General features: G+C 58.5%; 17 protein-coding genes. 11 read left to right on the top strand and 6 right to left on the bottom strand.

The window, feature by feature from the left end:
* Positions 1 to 58: 58 nt before the first annotated feature.
* The 4 genes from AB7M22_RS01835 to AB7M22_RS01820 all read right to left on the bottom strand — a co-directional run bounded on the left by AB7M22_RS01835 (position 59) and on the right by AB7M22_RS01820 (position 5,270).
* On the bottom strand, positions 59 to 802 hold the full coding sequence (locus tag AB7M22_RS01835) for a molecular chaperone (RefSeq protein ID WP_454185042.1): 744 nt from the start codon (positions 800 to 802) through the stop codon (positions 59 to 61).
* Positions 803 to 862: 60 nt separating this feature from the next.
* Positions 863 to 2,089, bottom strand: a complete 1,227-nt coding sequence (locus AB7M22_RS01830; protein ID WP_454185041.1) for a hypothetical protein — start codon at positions 2,087 to 2,089, stop codon at positions 863 to 865.
* Between the two features lie 70 nt (positions 2,090 to 2,159).
* Positions 2,160 to 4,682 (bottom strand): CS1-pili formation C-terminal domain-containing protein, encoded by a 2,523-nt coding sequence (locus AB7M22_RS01825; protein ID WP_454185040.1) that lies wholly within the window; start codon positions 4,680 to 4,682, stop codon positions 2,160 to 2,162.
* A gap of 111 nt (positions 4,683 to 4,793) precedes the next feature.
* A complete protein-coding gene (locus AB7M22_RS01820; protein WP_454185039.1) occupies positions 4,794 to 5,270 on the bottom strand; it encodes a CS1 type fimbrial major subunit in 477 nt (158 codons plus the stop codon).
* A gap of 519 nt (positions 5,271 to 5,789) precedes the next feature.
* Between AB7M22_RS01820 and AB7M22_RS01815 the strand changes: the two genes are divergently transcribed.
* Positions 5,790 to 6,371: a PadR family transcriptional regulator gene (locus AB7M22_RS01815; protein WP_454185038.1), complete on the top strand. Its 582-nt coding sequence runs from the start codon at positions 5,790 to 5,792 to the stop codon at positions 6,369 to 6,371.
* The gene (locus AB7M22_RS01810; protein ID WP_454185037.1) at positions 6,368 to 7,165 is read left to right on the top strand and encodes a siderophore-interacting protein; all 798 of its coding nucleotides are present in this window, start codon (positions 6,368 to 6,370) and stop codon (positions 7,163 to 7,165) included. Before AB7M22_RS01815 ends, AB7M22_RS01810 begins: the two co-directional genes overlap by 4 nt.
* A 60-nt stretch (positions 7,166 to 7,225) precedes the next feature.
* Here the strand turns inward: AB7M22_RS01810 and AB7M22_RS01805 are convergent, their stop codons facing one another.
* Together AB7M22_RS01805 and AB7M22_RS01800 are read right to left on the bottom strand one after the other, a co-directional pair.
* Positions 7,226 to 7,882: a Pr6Pr family membrane protein gene (locus tag AB7M22_RS01805; RefSeq protein WP_454185036.1), complete on the bottom strand. Its 657-nt coding sequence runs from the start codon at positions 7,880 to 7,882 to the stop codon at positions 7,226 to 7,228.
* A gap of 2 nt (positions 7,883 to 7,884) precedes the next feature.
* On the bottom strand, positions 7,885 to 8,115 hold the full coding sequence (locus AB7M22_RS01800; protein ID WP_007903672.1) for a VF530 family protein: 231 nt from the start codon (positions 8,113 to 8,115) through the stop codon (positions 7,885 to 7,887).
* A 254-nt stretch (positions 8,116 to 8,369) separates the two neighbouring features.
* Between AB7M22_RS01800 and AB7M22_RS01795 the strand changes: the two genes are divergently transcribed.
* From AB7M22_RS01795 to cmoB, 9 genes are all read left to right on the top strand, one after another.
* Positions 8,370 to 9,215: a TauD/TfdA dioxygenase family protein gene (locus tag AB7M22_RS01795; protein ID WP_454185035.1), complete on the top strand. Its 846-nt coding sequence runs from the start codon at positions 8,370 to 8,372 to the stop codon at positions 9,213 to 9,215.
* A 206-nt stretch (positions 9,216 to 9,421) separates the two neighbouring features.
* On the top strand, positions 9,422 to 10,804 hold the full coding sequence (locus AB7M22_RS01790; RefSeq protein WP_454185034.1) for a carbohydrate porin: 1,383 nt from the start codon (positions 9,422 to 9,424) through the stop codon (positions 10,802 to 10,804).
* Positions 10,805 to 11,021: 217 nt separating this feature from the next.
* Complete coding sequence (locus tag AB7M22_RS01785; RefSeq protein ID WP_454185033.1) at positions 11,022 to 13,430, top strand: glucose/quinate/shikimate family membrane-bound PQQ-dependent dehydrogenase; 2,409 nt, start codon at positions 11,022 to 11,024, stop codon at positions 13,428 to 13,430.
* Positions 13,431 to 14,572: 1,142 nt separating this feature from the next.
* Positions 14,573 to 16,990 (top strand): endopeptidase La, encoded by a 2,418-nt coding sequence (lon, locus tag AB7M22_RS01780; protein ID WP_454185032.1) that lies wholly within the window; start codon positions 14,573 to 14,575, stop codon positions 16,988 to 16,990.
* Between the two features lie 218 nt (positions 16,991 to 17,208).
* On the top strand, positions 17,209 to 17,601 hold the full coding sequence (locus tag AB7M22_RS01775) for a protease inhibitor I42 family protein (RefSeq protein ID WP_427623005.1): 393 nt from the start codon (positions 17,209 to 17,211) through the stop codon (positions 17,599 to 17,601).
* 2 nt (positions 17,602 to 17,603) lie between these two features.
* Positions 17,604 to 18,245 carry a lysoplasmalogenase gene (locus AB7M22_RS01770; RefSeq protein WP_454185031.1) on the top strand — a complete coding sequence of 214 codons (642 nt, stop codon included), beginning with the start codon at positions 17,604 to 17,606 and terminating at the stop codon, positions 18,243 to 18,245.
* Between the two features lie 169 nt (positions 18,246 to 18,414).
* Positions 18,415 to 18,918, top strand: coding sequence for a hypothetical protein (locus tag AB7M22_RS01765; RefSeq protein WP_454185030.1), 504 nt, complete (start codon positions 18,415 to 18,417; stop codon positions 18,916 to 18,918).
* 174 nt (positions 18,919 to 19,092) lie between these two features.
* Entirely contained in the window at positions 19,093 to 19,872 is a 780-nt protein-coding gene (gene cmoA / locus AB7M22_RS01760; protein WP_454185029.1) for a carboxy-S-adenosyl-L-methionine synthase CmoA, read from the top strand.
* A complete protein-coding gene (gene cmoB, locus AB7M22_RS01755; RefSeq protein ID WP_454185028.1) occupies positions 19,869 to 20,825 on the top strand; it encodes a tRNA 5-methoxyuridine(34)/uridine 5-oxyacetic acid(34) synthase CmoB in 957 nt (318 codons plus the stop codon). The genes cmoA and cmoB overlap by 4 nt, the downstream gene beginning before the upstream one ends.
* The last annotated feature ends 91 nt before the right edge of the window (positions 20,826 to 20,916 follow it).

Here is a 20,916-nt window from a genome sequence, read left to right as displayed (position 1 = left end):
GTACCTGTTACGTCAAAAAAAGCGACGAGCAACGGCAGCCACTCGCGTGTGCCGGTGGTTACTGGCTGGCAATGTGCAGGGTCTTTTTCGAAGCGCCCTCGACCAGGTTGAAGCGGTATTCACGACCGGGCTGTTTGTCGAACGCGAACTCTTTTCCAGCACGGATGTGGTGCTTGGTGGTGGGCTCGCATTGGTTTTCCTGCTTGATCGAGCAGTTGCGAAACTCATCGACGACCACAGACGTATTGCCGTTGTTGCGAATGCGGTAGGTGCTCGCGCCATTCTCGATCTGGCTGTCGTAGCGACTGTTGTTCGGCCTGACGAAGAACACCGTGCCGAACCCGGTCATGACGTTGACGCCGGCCGACAGATTCTTTTTGTAGTCCTCACGCTCATCGCTGGACACCGCGAATTCGTCTTCCTTTTCCGGCACCACCGGGATGAAGCGCACGCGAAAATAGCGCTCGGTGTCGCGCCCGCCCATGAACAACAGGCGTGTGCCCTGCATACCGTTGGCCGGAATGATCAGGCGCGCCGGACTGGCCATCAGCCCGTCGCGCGATGTCGCGCCCGGGTCGCTTTTGACCGGCACTTCGTTAGGGGTGCCCTCGGCGTCATAGACGATTTCCAGAATGTTGACCTTGACGAACGCTGTGCTGTCGCCACTGTTGAACACGCGCTTGAGATAGGTGCTTTTATCGCCATCCAGATAGTCGTACACCGTTCCGACGTTGATTTGCGGGCCGGCTTGAAGCCCCAGGGAAAACCCGCTCAAACCCACCATTAGCAACAGACGTTTCATAACCTTAAAACCCCACGACATTGAACACAGTGCTGGCTCGATTTTTCGATGCGCAGCCCGTCAGATTTCCGAATCCCAGATCACAAAAACAGGGCTGGAATAGCGGCTTGCCATGCCAGGCCGCAACATCCCTTCCATCCGATCTGCCGGGATCTCGAAATGCAAAGTGCCAGGTGCCCGATCCACATAAAAACCGGGTTTGAACTGCAGGGCATTCTCCGGCCCCGGCCGCAATCGCTGGTGCCGGACCGGTTGCCCGGAGAGGTCGGTCAAGCCGGCAGGCAGGCTGACGCTGACGAACACCGGGACTCGACGGTTCTCGTCAGGATTATCAAGCGCACATTCGGTCCTCTCATCTATGCTGACACCACATCGCAGCTCAATCTTGAAACGCGATGAGGCGGAGATATTGAAAGTCTGGTCACGGAACAACTTCACCGGGCGCCGCCCTGCCGCCAGCCAGCTTTGCCAGCCACCGGCCGGCAGCAACTGGATTATGTTGCCACCGGGGGGGATATCGACTTTGAGCTCATGCTCGACGTCGAGGTGGAAATCCAGAACGATGAGGTCATCATTCGGGACCATGACATCACCCAGGTCAAATGCCTGATTCGGCCCCACTCGAAACACGTGCTGCCCGGTGTATTGACCCGAGACCATTGCCAGGGGGTCAGGGGTAATGAGCTCATAGGTAAAGTCGAACGTTTCGTACTTGAAGGGCTGGGGAATGTCGAACATCGCTCGCTTGGCGCAGACGCCCGCATTGATCGGATGCCTCCAGAAACTGTTGAACCCGATGTCGTTGCCCGCGCCCAGCAAGCCAGTACAGGGGGGGCCGGCATAAGCCCAGATCCCCCCTGCAAAAAGATAATCGTGCCCTGCCCCGTTCGTCAGCTCTGGCGCTGGCAGCGGTAGCCTGTAAGACACACCCATACCAGCAACGCGAAATTTCACGACCTGCGGCGGGGCAGTCGGATGAGTCACGGTAATCGTCTCCCACTGCGATGGAATATTGAACATCGCGCCCTGCCGCTCATTGCTATGGCCGCCCTGAATGGTCGCATTCGAATAGGACTGAATGGGCAAACGCAGACTGAACAGGTTTTCAGCCTTGCATTGGTTCGGGTTATCAAGACAAAAACCACTCATTGGGGTCCTGTTCTTGAACTCGTTGAATTGAGGATTCGCGGGGTCCGGTTTGAACACCGCCCTGATCTCCTGAGTTACGGCCTCGGCGGATGATGGCAACAACACCATCAACACGCCCAGGAGGGTGAAGCGGCTCATTAGCGAGCCCGTTGCTCCTGACATATGCATCACTGATCCAACCCTCGAAATTCCGTGCATCGGCTGTCGTTCAACCTGACTTCTGCGTGCTGAAACCGGCATCCGCCAACGTATCCGGCGAGCAGCGCAGGTCGCCGATCATCAACACGTTGTTTTCACTGCGGTGCTTGTCCGTATCAAGCCGGAACTGGCACAGCAACTGGTCGGCGTAACGCACTTCCAGCGTCGGTGAGCCGGCGTGCATTTCCATCGAGAAGAAGCCATCGACTTCACTCACCCCACGACTGGCGTGGTTGATCACGTGGTGGCCCTTGAGCGGCCGGCCTTGTGGGTCGACGAGACGTCCGAGCACGGTCAGGGTTTTCATCACCCGCACCTTGCGGTACTCCACGCCACCCTTGTTCAGGTGATAGCGGGTGCGAGCCGGCTCGATGCTGGCCGCTGGCGCGTGATTGCCTTCGAAATCGAAGCTCACCGAGCTGTTCCTGTAGGCCGTCAGCGGAATGAAATTTCGCCCCGGGCGCAGTGCCGCGCTGCCACCGCTGAGGTCGTCAGCGCGCAACGCGATGCCGTCGATATCCGACTCGACGTCAACGATCATCCCGGCACCTCGCCCCTGATGCTGGCTGGTCAGGGCCATGCGTTGGCCGCCAACGACGACGGTACTGTCCAGGTTCAAGCCACCGGTGAAGTTTTCGTTGAACGAGGAGCGCTGAATGAACCCGTCGCCATTGACCGCATCGGTGCGAAAGTTCGCCAGGCTCGACAGACCGACGCCGTAGGTGTCGGTCAGCGCGGTCACCGAGACGCTCTGCAAGACGTGGTCCTGCAGGTCTTTGCGATAACCGAGCGAGGCGTTGGTGTCGCGGCTGCCGTCACGGGCGGTACGGCTGCCGATGCTCCCGGAAACCTGCTGCCCCGGACCACCCAGCGCCATGTTGATGCTCAGATCGACTCCGCGATTGCGCGCGTCGCCGCTGCTGTAACTGCCCGGACGATCGAACAACGACAGTCGCCAGTTGGCATCGCTGCCGAACAGCACGGTGCGTTGTGTCCAGCCCAGATCCACGCCGACGCCTTCAACGTTGCCATCGCTGTGGGACACTCGCGCGTTGAGCGAACTTTTGCGGCTGATCCGGTGGTTCAGTGCCAGCGATGAATTGCTGGTCTCGCCGGTGAACACGTTGCGTTGGCGCACGCGGGTAGCGTCGGGCAACGTGTCGTAGGTGTTGGTGGTGTCGAGCCAGCTGCGGTTGTGGCTCACCACCAGGCTGCCGGAGCCATAGTTGTAGAGAGCTTGCAGATCGGCGCCGGTGCCGTGGTTTTCGGTCTGATAAAGGTTGGCATACAGGTTGATGCTGTTGGCCAGGCTCCAGTCGATGGAGCTGCCGTACTGCAGCGTGTTGCGAACCTGACGTGCCGACAGCCCGAGGATCACACGGGGGTGCAACAGATAGTTGATCGCAGCTCCCGCCGTGGCATCGCCGCTGTTTTGTTGATCCCAGTTGCTGAGCAGTTTGCTTTCCTGTCCGGCGAACAGGTTGTAGCGCCAGCGCTCATCGTGATTGCGCCAGTTATTCGGTTTGTAGATCAGTTCCTGGGTGGTCGAGGTGGTTTGACCGTCTTCGATCAGGCGCACTTCTACCTCGTAAATACCGCCAGGCAATGGCCGGGTGTCGAGGGTCTGCAAACCGGCCGGCACCGATTGGGTGTTGATCAGCAAACCATCGCGGAAAATCTCCACCGAGGCCTGTCGATTGGCGGTGACATAAATCGGATAAACGCTGGGTTTGGGACTGTCGATCGCCAGGCTGTCGGAGCTGCCGTACATCACGCCCACGGCGGTGTCGGGGCTGGTGCCGAACGAGCGCGGCTGACGGGTCAGGCCTTCGGAATTGGGGGTGAAGTAACCCAGGCGAAAAAAACTGCCTTGCAGTTCGCGCTGGGTGTAAAGCTCATGCACGGCGTGATAGGTCTTGTCGTCCGGCCCGCCAAGACGCGCCAGTTGCATGTTGAACGTCTGGCTCCAATTGCCCAGGCTGCCGCTGGCCTCCAGGCCGAAACGCCCGCCGAGGTCCTGATCCTGACCGCCATTGAGATTGAGCTGGTTGCGCACCATCAGGCCGCTGCTGCCACCTTCGGGCTGGTCGTAGAAACGCTTGGCTTCGCTGTCGCGTTCGGCATTTTCGGTGACGATCGACAGCAATGAGTTTTCCAGGTTGTAGTGCACCGCCAGCATCTGTTCCGGGCATTGTCCGGTGCAGGTGCCCAGCGCAACGCCGGGTTTGAGGATGGTGGCCCAGGTGTCGCGTTCGCTCGCACTGAAGCGGCTGTCACTGGTGTCGGCGAATTCGAGCAACGTGACCCGGTCATCGCGGGACAACACAATCATCGCCTCGCCGAGGGGTTGTTGATCGAGCTCGACCCGCACCGCCAATGGCACATCGAAGAAATGCTCTTCGAACTCCGCTGGCAGGCCCTTGGCCTGGGCCAGCAAACTTCGAGGCGTATGATCAACGGAAGTAGGCGCCGCAAATGCACTGCTACATAACAGCAACGCAAGCGTTGCCGCGATGGGCGTCATCGGGAACATGAACAAGTACTCTGATTACAAGGAAGTCAAAGCCCGGCCGACAAACCGAAACAGCTTGCCGACCGGTTACGCTACTTGAATAAGTAAACGTTTTACCGTCGCCGATGTTGCTTAGACGGAAGGTTCAACGACCAGCATGACGACGCCGGTGTAATCACCCGCAGCCGGCTTGGCGCCGGTCGCGCTGATTTTGAACGGTGCGCGATAGCGGACGTTGGACTCGGTGTCGCCAACAACTTCTTGCGAAGTCGTCGTCAGCGTTTTGCCATTGAGCTCGACTTTCAGATCGATGGTGCTGTTACCGGCAATCAGCTTCGGCACACCTTCCAGGCGGGCATGCACCTTGCCGGCGGTGTGCAGCACGTCGAAGTGCCCGTCGACTGTTCTCATCGCGCCGGTAGACGGGTTGTAGCTCATGTCCTGATCCTTGTTGACCAGGTCCGCATCGACCGGTACCGCGTAGAAATCGTCAGACGGCACGTGGGCAACAATGCTGATGGAGTGCTTGGCTTCGGTGGCCGCAAACGCCATCGAGGAACTCAGTGCCAGAATAGCCAGAGGAGCAGCAAACGCGATTTTCTTGAACATCTTTCAGTACCTGTCTTTTAAATAAAAAGGGTCTAAGTATTGAAAGTTTCGCTGGAGCACAACCGTCACGAGCAGTGATGTTCCAGTGCAACTTTCAACGCCGAAAGATGATCGACCAAATAATCTGGAAAGTAAGCAGGCAAGTTCCTCAAAGGGTGTAGCCAAAGTGCCGCGACCGCGGAAAGAAAAATACTGAAGTATTGTTAAAGTCGCTGTTCGACTGTCAGATCAAGACTACATAAAGCCAATACACTGGCAATAAAGGCCGACAACGACACTGCCACTTCTGTAGGAGGGATATTACAAAGCTAATGAATTAAGGTGTGAATCGTCACTTTAGAGAGTTAACACTAATTTCAACTTGTTCGCCCGTTTTAAAAGCCGATTCTGGAGCGGCGAAAACGCCATTTTCAGTGACATTCTCGTCTGGCGTTGTGATCAGCCGTTGGTCGGGGGGCCTTGCGAAGCTTTTAAGATATATCTTAAGTTGTATCTAAACACGACGAGAGAACGCAAAAAATGAGAGACCATCATTCCCCCCACCGCGAACACGGCGATGGCCGCGACGGCTTCGAGAAACGCCCCGGACCCGGCCGCGAACGCAGTGGACGCGGCCCACGGGTATTCGCCCCCGGTGACCTGAAATTGCTGTTGCTGGCACTGATCGCCGAACAGCCATGCCACGGCTACGACCTGATCCGCCAGATTGAAAACATGTTCGACGGCGCCTACAGCCCCAGCCCCGGCGTGATTTATCCGACCCTGACCTTTCTGGAAGAAAGCGAAATGATCCTGGGCGACGCCGAGGGCGGAAAAAAACGCTACAGCATCACCGACGCCGGACGTCTGTCATTAAGCGAACAAGCGATTGCCCTGGACGGTGTGCGCATGCGCATTGAAGTCAGCAAACGCTCGTTGCGTGGCCATGATCGCCCGGCCGAAATTCACGAAGCGGTGCACAACTTGCGCCACGCCCTGCAAATGCACCATGGACGCTGGAGCCCGGAAGAAATCCTGCGGGTGCGCGACCTGCTCAACAACACCGCCAAGGCCATCGTCGATGGCCCCGCTGTTCAACCTGTTCAGGAGAAAGCCGAATGACTGACGTGATCCTGCAATCCCCATCCCAATCCATTCACCGCGTCATGCATGAGATCAAACGCCGTCGCCTGGAAGTCCTGCGGGTGGTCGACCTGACGCCGCGCATGCGCAGGATTACGCTGGGTGGCCCTGAGCTGGCAGGCTTCATCAGCCTCGGAACGGACGACCATGTAAAACTGCTGTTCCCGCAGAATGCCGAGCAAGAAGCAGCGCTGGAAAACCTGGTGCTGGGCGCCGGCAAGGACAACGGCCCGTTGCCCGAAATGCGCGACTACACCCCGCGCCGCTACGACCTCGACACCCTGGAACTGGACATCGACTTCGTGCTGCACGGCGATGGCCCTGCCTCGACCTGGGCCGAGCAGGCCAAACCTGGCCAGTTCCTGAACATCGGCGGGCCACGGGGTTCGATGATCGTGCCGGACATCTTCGACAGCTACCTGCTGATCGGCGACGAAACCGCCCTGCCCGCCATCGCCCGCCGACTTGAAGGCCTGGCGGCCAACCGGCGTGCGCTGGTGATCGTGGAAGTGGAGAACGGCGCCGAACAACAACGCCTGGAAAGCGCAGCCCAGGTCGATGTGATCTGGGTGTTGCGTGAAGGAGGCAAAAACAACCTGCTGACCACCGTGCAACAGATCAAAGTGCCCGATGGCAATCTGTATGCGTGGGTGGCGACCGAGTCCAAGGTCTCACGGCAGATCCGCCGGGTATTGCTCGATGAGCACGGGCTGGACGAGCAGTTCGTGAAAGCCGTTGGCTACTGGCGACTGGATGACAGCGACGAGGAATAACCACAACACTGTGGTTACCTGCTTTTTGTTTGATAAGAGCTTGCTCCCTCGCCACAGTGTTCACTGCCGGTCCGTGCGCCACCGATCCAGCCCAATCACCACCAGCGCAATCAGCACAAACCCCGCCAACAATCCCCCTGCATTCACAAACACCTGTGGATAACCCAACTTGTCCACATCAATGAACGGATAGGGATAAACCGCCAGCAGATGCCCGCGCCATAACGCAAAGCCGAAGTACACCAGCGGATAGATCACCCACAACGCAATGTGCCGTAACCGCAACGTCCCTTTGGGCACACAGCACCACCAATAAGCCAGAAACAGCAGCGGCATGACGTCATGCATCAGCTCATCGGCCAGCCATTGCCAGCCTTCGGGATGCCATAAATGGCGCAACAGCAGGCTGTACGCCACACCGACCACGGCGATGCTCACCGCAATTCCACTGCTCACCCACGGCTGTAAAAACCAGCGTCGCGCTGCCGACTCGCGGGACGTCAGTTCACAGGTCAGCACCACCGCCACCAGCGTATTGCTCAGCACGGTGAAAAAACTGAAAAAACTCACCAGCCCACCCAGCAGACTGGCCGCAACACTCCAGCGCAAGTATAGAATCAGGTACAGCTGAATGCTCAAACCGGCCCAGCCCAGAATCGCCGCCACGGCAACACAACGACGCCTCGCGGCAGAACCTGGCGTCGAGGGTATGACCATGTTCAGAGTGGGCGCTTGGTGCGCATCAGCTTCACGTACAGGCGTTCGACCTTCTCCCGCGCCCACGGGGTTTTACGCAGGAACGTCAGGCTCGACTTGATGCTTGGGTCGCTTTTGAAGCAGCGGATATCGATGCGCTCGGCCAGCCCCGACCATTCATAGTGTTCAACCAGGGCGTTGAGGATCTGTTCCAGCGTCACGCCGTGCAGCGGGTTGTTGTTCTGTTCGGTCATGCCGGGCCTTCGAGCGATGAAAGGAATGGAAGCCGCGCACCTTAGCCGAGGGTGTGGTCAGGTGGAAGTGCCTCTTCGAATACCGGGACAGATCCTGAGTTAACTGTAGGAGAACTCCTGCGTGCAAGCAGGCTCATTCGCAAAAGATCCCGCAGGAAAAAACCGGTAAAACATCCTCCGAGCTGCGTCTTCGACTTGGTTGTATGCCGCAGGCTAAAGTCCCTGCAACGACCCACAACCACAGGAGACTTTCCATGCAAGGACGCATCGAAAAAAAACTCAATCAGCCGTTCGGGCTGACGATCACACCGGCTTTCAGCGGGCAATCCTTGTCCCGCTTGCCGATCGACGAATTGCGCGAGCTCGCCAGACAACATCACCTGGTAATCCTGCGCGACTTCAGCCATGACTTGCACACCCCCACGGCGCTGGTGCACTACGCCAGGCAATGGGGCGAAATTCAGTCAGGCTCGTATGGCGACATACTTGAAGTGCGCGAACACCGGGATGCGCAGGATCATGTGTTCGATCACCATGACATGCACCTGCACTGGGACGGCGTCTTTGTACCGACAGTCCCGGAATTCCAGCTGTTTCACTGCCTGCAAGCACCTGGCCCTGAGGCTGGCGGGCAGACCACCTTCGTTAATACCCGCGCGCTGATCCGGCAGGTGCCCGAACAGCGACTCGCGCAATGGCAGGCAATCGAGGTGACCTACCGTATCGACAAAGTCGCTCACTATGGCGGCGAAGTCCGGTCGCCCCTGTTGGTACATGATCCTCGAGACCACGAGTGGGTGCTGCGCTACTGCGAACCGCCCGTCACCAACCGCCAGGTGCTCAACCGTCACTCGCTGGAGTATCACGGTATCGAAGCATCAGAGATCAGCGAGTTCGCCTTGGATCTGCACCGGCGCCTGTGCGATCCGCAGTTCGTTTACGCTCACGCCTGGCAACCCGGCGACCTGCTGATCGCCGATAATTACTCGCTGTTGCATGGACGCCGAGCGTTCACTTCGCAATGCACCCGACACTTGCAGCGAGTGCATCTCCACGGCTCACCACGGTGCATCAATCGCGCTCTGATACATGCCGGTTAACACCGCCCACAGCCCGACCGGTACTGCGGTGCCGGTCTTTGAGCAACTATTACCAAATCCGAAATGATCCATGTCAGTAAAAGCTCTTTCTCTATGTGTAACAGAACATTATCCTTACGCCCGTCCAGCTGAAACGCTTCTCCCCTGCTTCATTCCTGCTGCGTTCAGTTCACCCCCTTTAGAAAAAGACCAAGAATTTCTTCTCTATGCCCGATTTTCAAACTCCGCGAGACAGCGCTGTCTTACCCCCTGTGGCCAGTCGAAAAGCCTTAAACCTGATTGGCGGGTTCACTGCGTTGGGCCTTGCTACCTGCACCCAGGCTGCACCGGCCTTCGATAGCGATTCGCCGTGGATGCTCGGTGACTGGAACGGTACGCGCACCGAACTTTCGGAAAAAGGCTACGACTTCAAAGTCGATTACACCGGTGAAATGGGTAGCAACCTGCACGGCGGCTACGACCATGACCGCACCGCTCGCTACAGCGACCAGTTTGGCTTTGGTACCCATCTGGACTTGCAGAAGATTCTTGGCTGGGACGACGCTGAATTTCAGCTGACCATCACCGAGCGCAACGGCAACAACATCAGCAACGACCGGATCAACGATCCGCGGGTCGGCGGTTTCACCTCGGCTCAGGAAGTCTGGGGCCGCGGCCAGACCTGGCGCCTGACGCAGATGTGGTATCAGCAGAAATTCTTCGATCAGAAGCTCGATATCAAAGTCGGCCGCTTCGGCGAGGGCGAAGACTTCAACAGCTTCCCCTGCGACTTCCAGAACCTGGCGTTCTGCGGTTCCCAGGTCGGCAACTGGGTCGGCGGCATCTGGTACAACTGGCCGGTCAGCCAGTGGGCGATGCGCGTCAAATATCACCTGACGCCGGAGTTCTACGCGCAAATCGGGGCTTACGAGCAAAACCCGTCCAATCTGGATCGGGACAACGGCTTCAAGCTCAGCGGCAGCGGCACTCAGGGCGCTATCCTGCCGGTGGAACTGGTCTGGACTCCGAAATTCAATGGCCTGCCAGGTGAATACCGCGCCGGTTACTACTACAGCAATGCCAAGGCCACCGACGTCTACAAGGACAGCAACGGCCAGCCGGCAGCCCTGAGTGGCGAGGCTTACCGCAGCGCATCGAGCAAGCATGGCGTGTGGCTGCGTGTGCAGCAGCAGCTGACCAGCCGCGCCAGTGACCACTCTCGGGGCCTGAGCGTGTTTGCCAACGGCACGATGCACGACAAAAAGACCAACGCTATCGACAACTATGTCCAGGCCGGCGTCGTCTACAAAGGCTTGTTCGATGCCCGCGCCAGGGACGACATCGGTTTTGCTCTGGCCCGTGTCCATGTCAACCCGGCCTACCGCAAGAACGCCGAGGCCACCAATCAGGCCCGCGCCGTCTTCGATTTCGACGACCCGTCGTTCCTGCCACCGCAAGACACCGAATACAGCAGCGAGCTCTATTACGGTGTGCACGTCACGAACTGGCTGACCGTACGCCCGAACCTGCAATACATCCGCCACCCCGGTGGGGTGGACAAGGTCGATGACGCGCTGATTGGCGGGATCAAAATCCAGTCGTCGTTCTAAGAATCACCACAAATCCTTGTAGGAGCGAGGCTTGCCCGCGAAGGCGATTTATTAATCAGCATCTTTTGTTGAATGTTAATCCGTCTTCGCGGGCAAGCCTCGCTCCTACAAGGGAATGCGGCGTCCAACCGTTTTTTATATGAACCCTGCCCGCGCCAGATCGTCATCTACAGTGAACTTGCGCGGGACTACTTAAAACGTCACGGAGAACCACACTATGAGCGCTGATGGTGCTTTCAGTCGAAGCCGTCTGCTGCCGAGCCTGCTCGGTATCGTGCTTCTACTAATGGGCCTGGCCTTGCTGGCCGGGGGGATCAAGCTGAGCATGCTTGGCGGCTCGCTGTATTACCTGCTGGCCGGTATCGGCCTGATGCTGACCGGGGGGCTGCTGCTTGCCGACCGTTATGCTGCGCTGAGCCTGTACGCGGTGGTGCTGTTCGCCAGTACGGTCTGGGCACTGTGGGAAGTCGGTCTGGACTGGTGGCAACTGGTGCCACGTCTGGCGCTGCTCTTTACCCTCGGCATCGTCATGCTGCTGCCATGGTTTCGTCGCCCGTTGCGTAGCGGCGAGTTCAACCCGGTCGGCACCGGCGTGCTGAGTGCTGCCGTGGTCATCGCCGGTATCGCCGCGCTGGCCAGCCTGTTCACCAACCCTGGTGAAATCAAGGGCGAACTGGATCGCGACAGCGTGCCAGGCATGACCAACACCGCTCCGGCCATGCCCGATGGCGACTGGAACTCCTACGGCCGCAGCGCCCATGGCGATCGTTACTCGCCACTGGCGCAGATCACGCCGCAGAACGTCAGCAAACTGGTACCCGCCTGGACCTACCGCACCGGCGACCTGCCTGGCCCGAACGACCCGGGCGAAACCACTGCCGAAAACACCCCGCTCAAAGCCAACGGCATGCTTTATGTCTGCACGCCGCACAGCCAGGTGATCGCACTGGACCCGGACACCGGCAAGGAAATCTGGCGTTTCGATCCGAAGCTCTCCACGCAAAACGCGGCGAACTTCAAGGGTTGGGCGCACATGACCTGCCGTGGCGTGACCTATCACGATGACGCCGCCTACGCCTCCGAGCAGAGCCCGACCGGCACGGCCAACGCGCCGGTGACCAGCGTCTGCCCGCGCCGGATCTTCCTGCCGACTGCCGACACCCGTCTGATCGCCCTGAACGCCGACACCGGCAAAATGTGCGAAGACTTCGGCAACGGTGGCCAGGTTGACCTGACAGCCAACATCGGCGGCTTCACCGCTGGCGGTTACTACTCCACCTCGCCACCGGCGGTCACCAAAGACCTGGTAGTGATTGGCGGCCACGTTACCGACAACGTTTCCATCGACGAGCCAAGCGGCGTGATCCGCGCGTTCGACGTGCACACCGGCAAACTGGTGTGGAACTGGGACAGCGGCAACCCGGACGACACCACGCCGATTGCCGAAGGCAAAACCTACACCCGCAACTCACCGAACATGTGGTCCATGTTCGCGGTCGACGAAAAACTCGGCATGCTTTACCTGCCGATGGGCAACCAGACCCCGGATCAGTTCGGTGGCGCGCGTACCCCTGAATCGGAACTGCACGCCGCCGGCCTGACCGCGCTGGACATCGCCACCGGCAAAGTGCGCTGGCACTTCCAGTTCACCCACCATGACCTGTGGGACATGGACGTCGGTGGCCAGCCAACCCTGATGGACCTGAAAACCGCAGACGGTGTGAAACCGGCGGTACTCGCGTCCACCAAGCAAGGCAGCATCTACGTGCTGGACCGCAGCAATGGTCAGCCGATCGTGCCGATCAAGGAAATTCCGGTGCCGCAGGGCGCGGTGGAAGGCGACCACACTTCGCCGACCCAACCGATGTCCGACCTGAACTTCGTGCCGCCGACCCTCAAGGAACGCGACATGTGGGGCGTGACCCCGTTCGATCAGATGCTGTGCCGGATCGACTTCAAATCCCTGCGTTACGACGGCATGTTCACCCCGCCGTCGCTGCAAGGCTCGATCGTTTATCCCGGTAACTTCGGCGTGTTCGACTGGGGCGGTATCTCGGTTGACCCGGTGCGTCAGATTGCTTTCGTGAACCCGAGCTACATGGCGTTCAAATCGAAACTGATCCCGGCAGCGGAAATCGCCAAGCAAGGTCCTCGCATCAGCGAAACCGAAGGTGTGCAAGAGAACAAGGGCGCACCTTATGGTGTGATTCTCGAAGCACTGCTGTCGCCAATGGGCCTGCCGTGCCAGGCACCGGCCTGGGGTTACGTGGCGGCGGTCGACTTGACCACCAACAAAACCATCTGGAAGCACAAGAACGGCACAGTGCGCGACAGCTCGCCGGTTCCAATCCCTCTGAGCATGGGCGTTCCCAGCCTGGGCGGCACCTTCACCACCGCGGGTGGCGTAGCCTTCCTGAGCGGCACCCTCGACCAGTACCTGCGCGCCTACGATGTGAAAAACGGCAAGCAACTGTGGGAAGGCCGCCTGCCAGCAGGCGCGCAAACCACACCAATGACCTACACCGGTAAAGACGGCAAGCAATACGTGCTCGTTGTTGCGGGTGGTCACGGATCGCTCGGCACCAAACAGGGTGACTATGTGATTGCGTACAAACTGTCGGAATAAGCGGTAGCGGCAGTTAAAGGAAAGGCGACGCCTGTGAGGGGGTCGCCTTTTTTTGTGGGCGCTGTCCCGTCCTGAATAAGGTTTACACCTGTTTCAGGACTAGACAGTAATGCAATCCCCCACACACCCAAAACTCCTGTAGGAGCGAGGCTTGCCCGCGAAGGCGATTTTACATTCGACATTAATGTCGACTGACACACCGTCTTCGCGGGCAAGCCTCGCTCCTACAGTTGATTGTGGTAGTCAGAGATATCCGTGCAGGTCCTACAGTCGTGGTGATTTTTTGAGAACTTTCCGACAGGTTTTGACGGTTGTCGTTCGGAAGTGGGGTGGATAGGCTTTGGGGGTCGCTGCAAATCAGCGACCGGGCGTCGCGGCTTGAATTTTACTTGGTGCTTTTCCATTGCCTATTTGGCCATACCAAAACCTGCGCCACACAGCTGATCCCCTGTAGGAGCGAGGCTTGCCCGCGAAGACGGCCTGATATTCAACATTGATGTCGCCTGACACGCCGCCATCGCGAGCAGGCTCGCTCCCACAATTGAACCGTGTGCATCTGCGAGAGATTGGTCGGCTGTCAGGCCGCCTTCGCGGGCAAGCCTCGCTCCTACAAAAAGCCATCGGCGTGCACCCGCCCCTCACCACTCAACAGGCCGAGCGTTAGCTCGCCTGCAGCTCTTGATCTGGCTTTTGATCTTGATCCACCCGCCCCTTCGGGAGGCCTCGTTCCGGTGTTCATCTGGGGATTGGCGCGCAGCGCCGTTCGACGCAGTCGAACCCATCGCATGTAGGTTGAAGCGAAGCCAACCGTAGGGCGATGCCCCCAGATGGATACCGGAGCGAAGGAACGCCGAGCCTCAGCGAGGGGCCGGACGCTTGGGGCGAGACCTTTTGGGTACTTTTGGCTGGGCCGGCATTCCGGGCGTTTGCCAAAAGTGCCTCGCCGTAAGGGCGAAACCCTAAGCCGCCGTTACCGCAGCAACGGATATGTACACCCCCCAACCAAAACATGGTCGGCCCGAAGGCCGCCAAGTCCAAACACCTGTCAAAACCCTGAACACACAAGCTGAAATATCCAGGCCCATTGAAACCACCCCCCACCTGCCCCATCTAAGACCCATACCCTATTGCGCAGGTGCCCCATGACCGACCAGCAAGAATTCCCTGAAGACACGAGCGAATACACCGAAACAGACAACGCCGAACACCACTCCACCGGCAAAGGCCTCGCCCTGCCTGGCCAGAACCTGCCGGACAAGGTCTACATCATCCCCATCCACAACCGGCCCTTCTTCCCGGCGCAAGTACTGCCGGTGATCGTCAACGAAGAGCCGTGGGCCGAAACCCTCGAACTGGTGAGCCAATCCGACCACCACTCCCTGGCCCTGTTCTTCATGGACACCCCCCAGGAAGACCCGCGCCACTTCGACACCAAAGCCCTGCCGGAATACGGCACCCTGGTCAAAGTCCACCACGCCAGTCGCGAAAACGGCAAACTGCAATTCGTCGCCCAGGGCCTGACCCGAGTGCGCATCAAAACCTGGCTCAAACACCATCGCCCGCCGTACCTGGTGGAAGTCGAATACCCGCACCAGCCCACCGAGCCGACCGATGAGGTCAAGGCCTACGGCATGGCGCTGATCAACGCGATCAAGGAACTGCTGCCGCTCAACCCCTTGTACAGCGAAGAGCTGAAGAACTACCTCAACCGCTTCAGCCCCAACGACCCGTCACCGCTGACCGACTTCGCCGCCGCCCTGACCTCGGCCACTGGCAGCGAGCTGCAAGAAGTGCTCGACTGCGTGCCGATGCTCAAGCGCATGGAAAAAGTCCTGCCGATGCTGCGCAAGGAAGTCGAAGTCGCGCGCCTGCAGAAAGAAATCTCCGCCGAAGTGAACCGCAAGATCGGCGAGCATCAGCGCGAGTTCTTCCTCAAGGAACAACTCAAGGTCATCCAGCAAGAGCTGGGCCTGACCAAAGACGACCGCAGCGCCGACATCGAGCAGTTCGAGCAACGTCTGACGGGCAAGGTGTTGCCGCCCCAGGCGCAGAAACGCATCGAAGAGGAAATGAATAAACTGTCGGTCCTCGAGACCGGCTCACCGGAATACGCGGTGACCCGCAACTACCTCGACTGGGCGACGTCGGTGCCCTGGGGCGTGTACGGCGAGGACAAACTCGACCTCAAACACGCGCGCAAGATACTGGACAAACACCACGCCGGCCTCGATGACATCAAGGACCGCATCCTCGAATTCCTCGCGGTCGGTGCCTATAAGGGCGAGATCAGCGGCTCCATCGTGTTGCTGGTGGGCCCGCCGGGTGTGGGCAAAACCAGCGTCGGTAAATCCATCGCCGAATCCCTCGGTCGGCCGTTCTATCGCTTCAGCGTCGGCGGCATGCGCGACGAAGCCGAGATCAAGGGCCACCGCCGCACCTACATCGGCGCGCAACCGGGCAAACTCGTCCACGCGTTGAAAGACGTCGAAGTGATGAACCCGGTGATCATGCTCGACGAGATCGACAAAATGGGCCAGAGCTACCAGGGCGACCCCGCCTCGGCGCTGCTGGAAACCCTCGACCCGGAACAGAACGTCGAATTCCTCGACCACTACCTGGACTTGCGCCTGGACCTGTCGAAAGTACTGTTCGTCTGCACCGCCAACACTCTGGACTCGATTCCCGGCCCGTTGCTGGACCGGATGGAAGTGATTCGCCTGTCGGGTTACATCACCGAAGAAAAAGTCGCGATCGCCAAGCGTCACCTGTGGCCGAAACAGCTTGAGAAAGCCGGCGTGTCCAAGGGTAGCCTGAGCATCAGCGACAACGCATTGAAAGCCTTGATCGACGGCTACGCCCGGGAAGCGGGGGTGCGGCAGCTGGAAAAAAACCTCGGCAAACTGGTGCGCAAGGCCGTGATGAAGCTGCTCGATGAACCGAAAGCAGTGATCAAGCTCGGCCCGAAAGACCTGGAAGCCTCACTCGGCCGGCCGGTGTTCCGCAACGAGCAAGTGCTGTCTGGCATTGGCGTGATCACCGGGCTGGCCTGGACCAGCATGGGCGGCGCCACCCTGCCGATTGAAGCCACGCGCATTCATACTCTCAACCGTGGCTTCAAACTCACCGGGCAACTGGGGGAAGTGATGAAAGAGTCGGCAGAAATTGCCTACAGCTACGTCAGCTCCAATCTGAAGCAATTTGGCGGCGATCCGACGTTCTTCGACGAAGCCTTCGTTCACCTCCACGTACCGGAAGGCGCCACGCCGAAAGACGGCCCGAGCGCCGGCGTGACCATGGCCAGCGCTCTGCTGTCCCTGGCCCGCAACCAACCACCGAAAAAAGGCGTGGCCATGACCGGCGAACTGACGCTGACCGGGCATGTCCTGCCGATTGGCGGTGTGCGTGAGAAAGTCATCGCGGCGCGTCGGCAGAAGATTTTCGAGTTGATCCTGCCCGAGCCTAACCGTGGAAGCTTTGAAGAACTGCCGGATTATCTGAAGGAAGGGATTACCGTGCACTTTGCCAAGCGCTTTGCGGATGTGGCGAAGATATTGTTCTGATCGTTGTGTAGTGCCTGTGCGATTGCTTTCGCGGGCAAGCCTCGCTCCTACAGGTGTGTGTGTCGTTCGCATTTTTTGTGATCGACACACACCCCTGTAGGAGCGAGGCTTGCCCGCGAAGGCGTCAGCCCTGACACCCCCCATTCCCAGCACTGTCACACTTTGTCTCATCTTCAGTTATGCTCGCCGTTCGTCGTGAATGCCGGAGCCGCTGACTTATGTCCCCCACCCGCCTGTTTATCCCTCTCGCCCTCGCTCTGCTGAGCGCGTGCGCCACGCAACCGAAACACAACGTGACCGTGGAAAAACAAAGCGAATGCCCGGTGCAACTGAACAACGGGCAAAACCTGATCCTGACCCTGCCAAGCAACCCGACCACGGGTTACCGCTGGGCGATCCAGGATTCGGCCGGTGGCGTGTTGCGCGCGCTCAGCCCCGAGGTTTACAGCAACCCGGAAGATGCCGGGATCGTCGGCAGCGCGGGCATTTCCACCTGGCGCTTCCAGGCCTTTGCCACCGGCACGGGCCGCTTGCGACTGACTTATTCACAACCATGGGCACCAGAAGTTCCGGCGGTGAAAACCTTCGACTGCGCCATCGCGGTTAACTGATCGTGGGCTGGCTGATTCTGGCGCTGATGGGCGCGGTGACCTTTCTTTATGGCCTCAGCGTGCATGCCGCGTTGCTGTGCTTGCTGGTCAAACCGTTGCCGGTGCTGGCCCTGCTCGGTTGGTTGCACGATGCACCGCCCAGTGACTATCGGCGCTGGATCAGCCTGGGTTTGATTTTCTCTCTGGTCGGCGACGTGTTGCTGGCGTGGCCGCAAGATTTGTTCGTGTTTGGGCTTGGGGCGTTTTTGGTTGCACACCTGGCATATCTCAAGGCTTATCTCAGCGATTGCCGGCGTCTGGCGTTGTTACCTCTGGTTCTCGCCCTCGGTGTTGGCGCAGTACTGCTGGGGATTCTGATTTCCAACGGACTCGGGCCGCTGCTGGTGCCGGTGATTGTCTACGGTACTGCGATCAGCGCCATGCTCTGGCGCGCACTCGCTCGACTCGGCACCGGTGTGCCCAAGCGATCAGCGCTACTGGCGGCGGCAGGCGCGGTGGCCTTTGTGTTCTCCGACAGCGTAATCGGCATCAACCGCTTCGTATCACCATTCACCGCCGCGCCATACATAATCATTCTCAGCTACTGGTTGGGGCAATGGGGGATTGCGGCATCGGCGTTTTCGAAAAAAATACCCATCGATTAAAATCCGATTCTGGACAGTTAATCGCTTCGCCATAAACATAAAAAACACCACGAACATAGCCAAATGTCATAAAAAACTGTCAAATATGACAGTATCCATGCTTACTTCTGCGAACTTATTATTTGAATGGTTATATGCAACCATCCATTTAACGCAAGGAAGGCAATTTATGAATATTTTTAATAAGCGTTCTGTTCCGGGTCTGCAGGAGGCGCAGGCCATTGCAGAGCCGGTCATCACCGTCAGCTCTGAAGTTAAAGCTACTATTTCGGAGCGTGTGCCTTTTTATACCCAAAACACCGAATTCGGAACCGATGGCGGTACGTTGATCGGCTTTATCACTCGTGCTAATGCCGAAGACATCTCAGAAGCAAATAAAAAAGGCTTTTTACTGCAATTCGATAAAAACATTAAACCTGGTGCGTATTCTGTTACAGATTCAGACTTTCCCTTTCTTGACGCGTACTACTTTGAAACGGGAACCGTCGCAGGCTTTATCACATCTTTCGCATATAAACCTAAGAGCGGGACATTCACCGTAGAGACAATCGAAAACAGCGAAAGCAAATTGCACTATAAAATCGGATTAAATTTTAAAGGTGTGAATAACAAAAACGAAGAGCTTAAAATCGATGGTACAGCTACATTTATCGTATTGATGCGGCCAATGTAATAGCACTTCAAATCATGAATGGCCAAGCATCAATTTTCTGGCTTGGCCATTCATTCATTATTTAGCATATCCTTTCTACGTTTTGCTCCTTACCTTAGCTAGACAGAAGATCTCGCCGAGCATCTCTCACGCTTTATCAGACAACCCAAGCATCCCCCCGTCAATTTGGCTAAAATGCCGGCCTTTTCCACCGACACCGCCGGAACCGCCGTGAGCAAAGAATCCGATCGCCTTTTCGCCCAGCCTTTGGCCCAGGTGCCTGACTTCGCCTTTAACGAGGACGTGGTGCGGGTGTTCCCGGACATGATCAAGCGCTCGGTGCCGGGTTATCCGACCATCGTGGAAAACCTCGGCGTGCTCGCCGCTCAGTTCGCCCAGCCCAACAGCGTGCTGTACGACCTGGGCTCGTCCCTCGGCGCGGTGACCCAGGCCTTGCGCCGTCACGTGCGCACCGACGGCTGCCGGGTGATCGCTGTGGATAACTCCGCGGCCATGGTCGAGCGTTGCCGCGAGTACCTCAATGGCCAGGACTCAATGTTCCAGGAGTTGCTGCCGGTGGAAGTGATCGAAGGCGATATCCTTGCCCTCGAGTTCCAGCCAGCCTCGGTGGTGGCGCTGAACTTCACGCTGCAATTCATCGCCCCGGACCAGCGCACCGCGTTGCTCTCGCGCATTCACCGATCGTTGGTGCCCGGTGGCGCGCTGATCCTCTCGGAGAAGCTGCGCTTCAACGACCCCGAAGAACACGCGCTGCTCACCGACCTGCACGTGGCCTTCAAACGCGCCAACGGCTACAGCGAACTGGAAATCGCCCAGAAACGCAGCGCCATCGAAAATGTCATGAAGCCCGACAGCCTCGAAGAACACCGCGAACGCCTGCTGGCCGCCGGGTTCTCGAAAGTCGTGCCGTGGTTCCAGTGTCTTAACTTTGCCTCGTTGATTGCCTTGCCATGATTGATCTGTCCCCCCTCGCCCGCCGTCTGGCCGGTACTCCGCTGGCCGAATGGGCCAACACCCTGCAAGCGCAACTCGACAAGAAAATGGAAAAAGGTCACGGCGACCTGGAACGCTGGCAGAGCGCGCTGGATGCGTTGCCGAAGATTCAGCCTAGCGAAGTCGATTTGTTGAATGGCTTGAAACTGGACACTGATTGCGACAACCAAACCCGTGCGCAAATGCGCACCGCGCTGATGGGTTTGTCTCCGTGGCGCAAAGGTCCGTTCGACCTGTTCGGTGTGCATGTCGACACTGAATGGCGCTCGGACTGGAAGTGGTCCCGGGTAGCTCCGCACCTGGACCTGAAAGGCAAACGCATCCTCGATGTCGGTTGCGGCAACGGTTATTACATGTGGCGCATGCTCGGTGCCGGGGCCGACAGCGTGATTGGCGTCGACCCCAACTGGCTGTTCTTCTGCCAATTCCAGGCCGTGCAGCGTTACCTGTCCGAGCCCAATGCCTGGCACTTGCCGTTCCCCTTTGAGGATCTTCCTCCCAATCTGGAAGGCTTCGACACAGTGTTTTCCATGGGCGTGTTCTATCACCGCCGCTCACCGATCGAGCATTTGCTGGCGCTGAAGGATTGCCTGGTCAAGGGCGGTGAACTGGTGCTGGAGACGCTGGTGATTGAAGGCGATCAACAGCAGGTGCTGGTGCCGGAAGACCGTTATGCGCAGATGCGTAACGTGTGGTTCCTGCCATCGGTACCGGCGCTGGAACTGTGGCTGCGCCGCGCAGGCTTCAGCGATGTGCGTTGCGTGGATGTGAGCGTGACCACGGTCGAGGAACAACGCGGGACGGAATGGATGAAGTATCAGTCGTTGAGCGATTTCCTTGATCCGCAGGATCACAGCAAAACCATCGAAGGGCTGCCGGCGCCGATGCGCGCGGTGATCGTCGCCCGCAAGTAAAACACCGATCTCCCTACCCATGGAGATCCCCCTGTGGGAGCGGGCTTGCTCGCGATGAGGGCCTTTCAGCCAACGAAGATGTTGGATGTTA

It is taken from the genome of Pseudomonas sp. ADAK2 TE3594, assembly GCF_053628675.1.
The sequence above is the reverse complement of the archived record's forward strand: the minus strand, read 5'-3'. Positions and strand labels throughout refer to the sequence as shown.

Coding starts and splice junctions, on each gene's coding strand:
- AB7M22_RS01835 (WP_454185042.1), bottom strand. CDS start 802: ATGAAACGTCTGTTGCTAATGGTGGGTTTGAGCGGGTTTTCCCTGGGG.
- AB7M22_RS01830 (WP_454185041.1), bottom strand. CDS start 2,089: ATGAGCCGCTTCACCCTCCTGGGCGTGTTGATGGTGTTGTTGCCATCA.
- AB7M22_RS01825 (WP_454185040.1), bottom strand. CDS start 4,682: ATGTTCCCGATGACGCCCATCGCGGCAACGCTTGCGTTGCTGTTATGT.
- AB7M22_RS01820 (WP_454185039.1), bottom strand. CDS start 5,270: ATGTTCAAGAAAATCGCGTTTGCTGCTCCTCTGGCTATTCTGGCACTG.
- AB7M22_RS01815 (WP_454185038.1), top strand. CDS start 5,790: ATGAGAGACCATCATTCCCCCCACCGCGAACACGGCGATGGCCGCGAC.
- AB7M22_RS01810 (WP_454185037.1), top strand. CDS start 6,368: ATGACTGACGTGATCCTGCAATCCCCATCCCAATCCATTCACCGCGTC.
- AB7M22_RS01805 (WP_454185036.1), bottom strand. CDS start 7,882: ATGGTCATACCCTCGACGCCAGGTTCTGCCGCGAGGCGTCGTTGTGTT.
- AB7M22_RS01800 (WP_007903672.1), bottom strand. CDS start 8,115: ATGACCGAACAGAACAACAACCCGCTGCACGGCGTGACGCTGGAACAG.
- AB7M22_RS01795 (WP_454185035.1), top strand. CDS start 8,370: ATGCAAGGACGCATCGAAAAAAAACTCAATCAGCCGTTCGGGCTGACG.
- AB7M22_RS01790 (WP_454185034.1), top strand. CDS start 9,422: ATGCCCGATTTTCAAACTCCGCGAGACAGCGCTGTCTTACCCCCTGTG.
- AB7M22_RS01785 (WP_454185033.1), top strand. CDS start 11,022: ATGAGCGCTGATGGTGCTTTCAGTCGAAGCCGTCTGCTGCCGAGCCTG.
- lon (WP_454185032.1), top strand. CDS start 14,573: ATGACCGACCAGCAAGAATTCCCTGAAGACACGAGCGAATACACCGAA.
- AB7M22_RS01775 (WP_427623005.1), top strand. CDS start 17,209: ATGTCCCCCACCCGCCTGTTTATCCCTCTCGCCCTCGCTCTGCTGAGC.
- AB7M22_RS01765 (WP_454185030.1), top strand. CDS start 18,415: ATGAATATTTTTAATAAGCGTTCTGTTCCGGGTCTGCAGGAGGCGCAG.
- cmoA (WP_454185029.1), top strand. CDS start 19,093: ATGCCGGCCTTTTCCACCGACACCGCCGGAACCGCCGTGAGCAAAGAA.
- cmoB (WP_454185028.1), top strand. CDS start 19,869: ATGATTGATCTGTCCCCCCTCGCCCGCCGTCTGGCCGGTACTCCGCTG.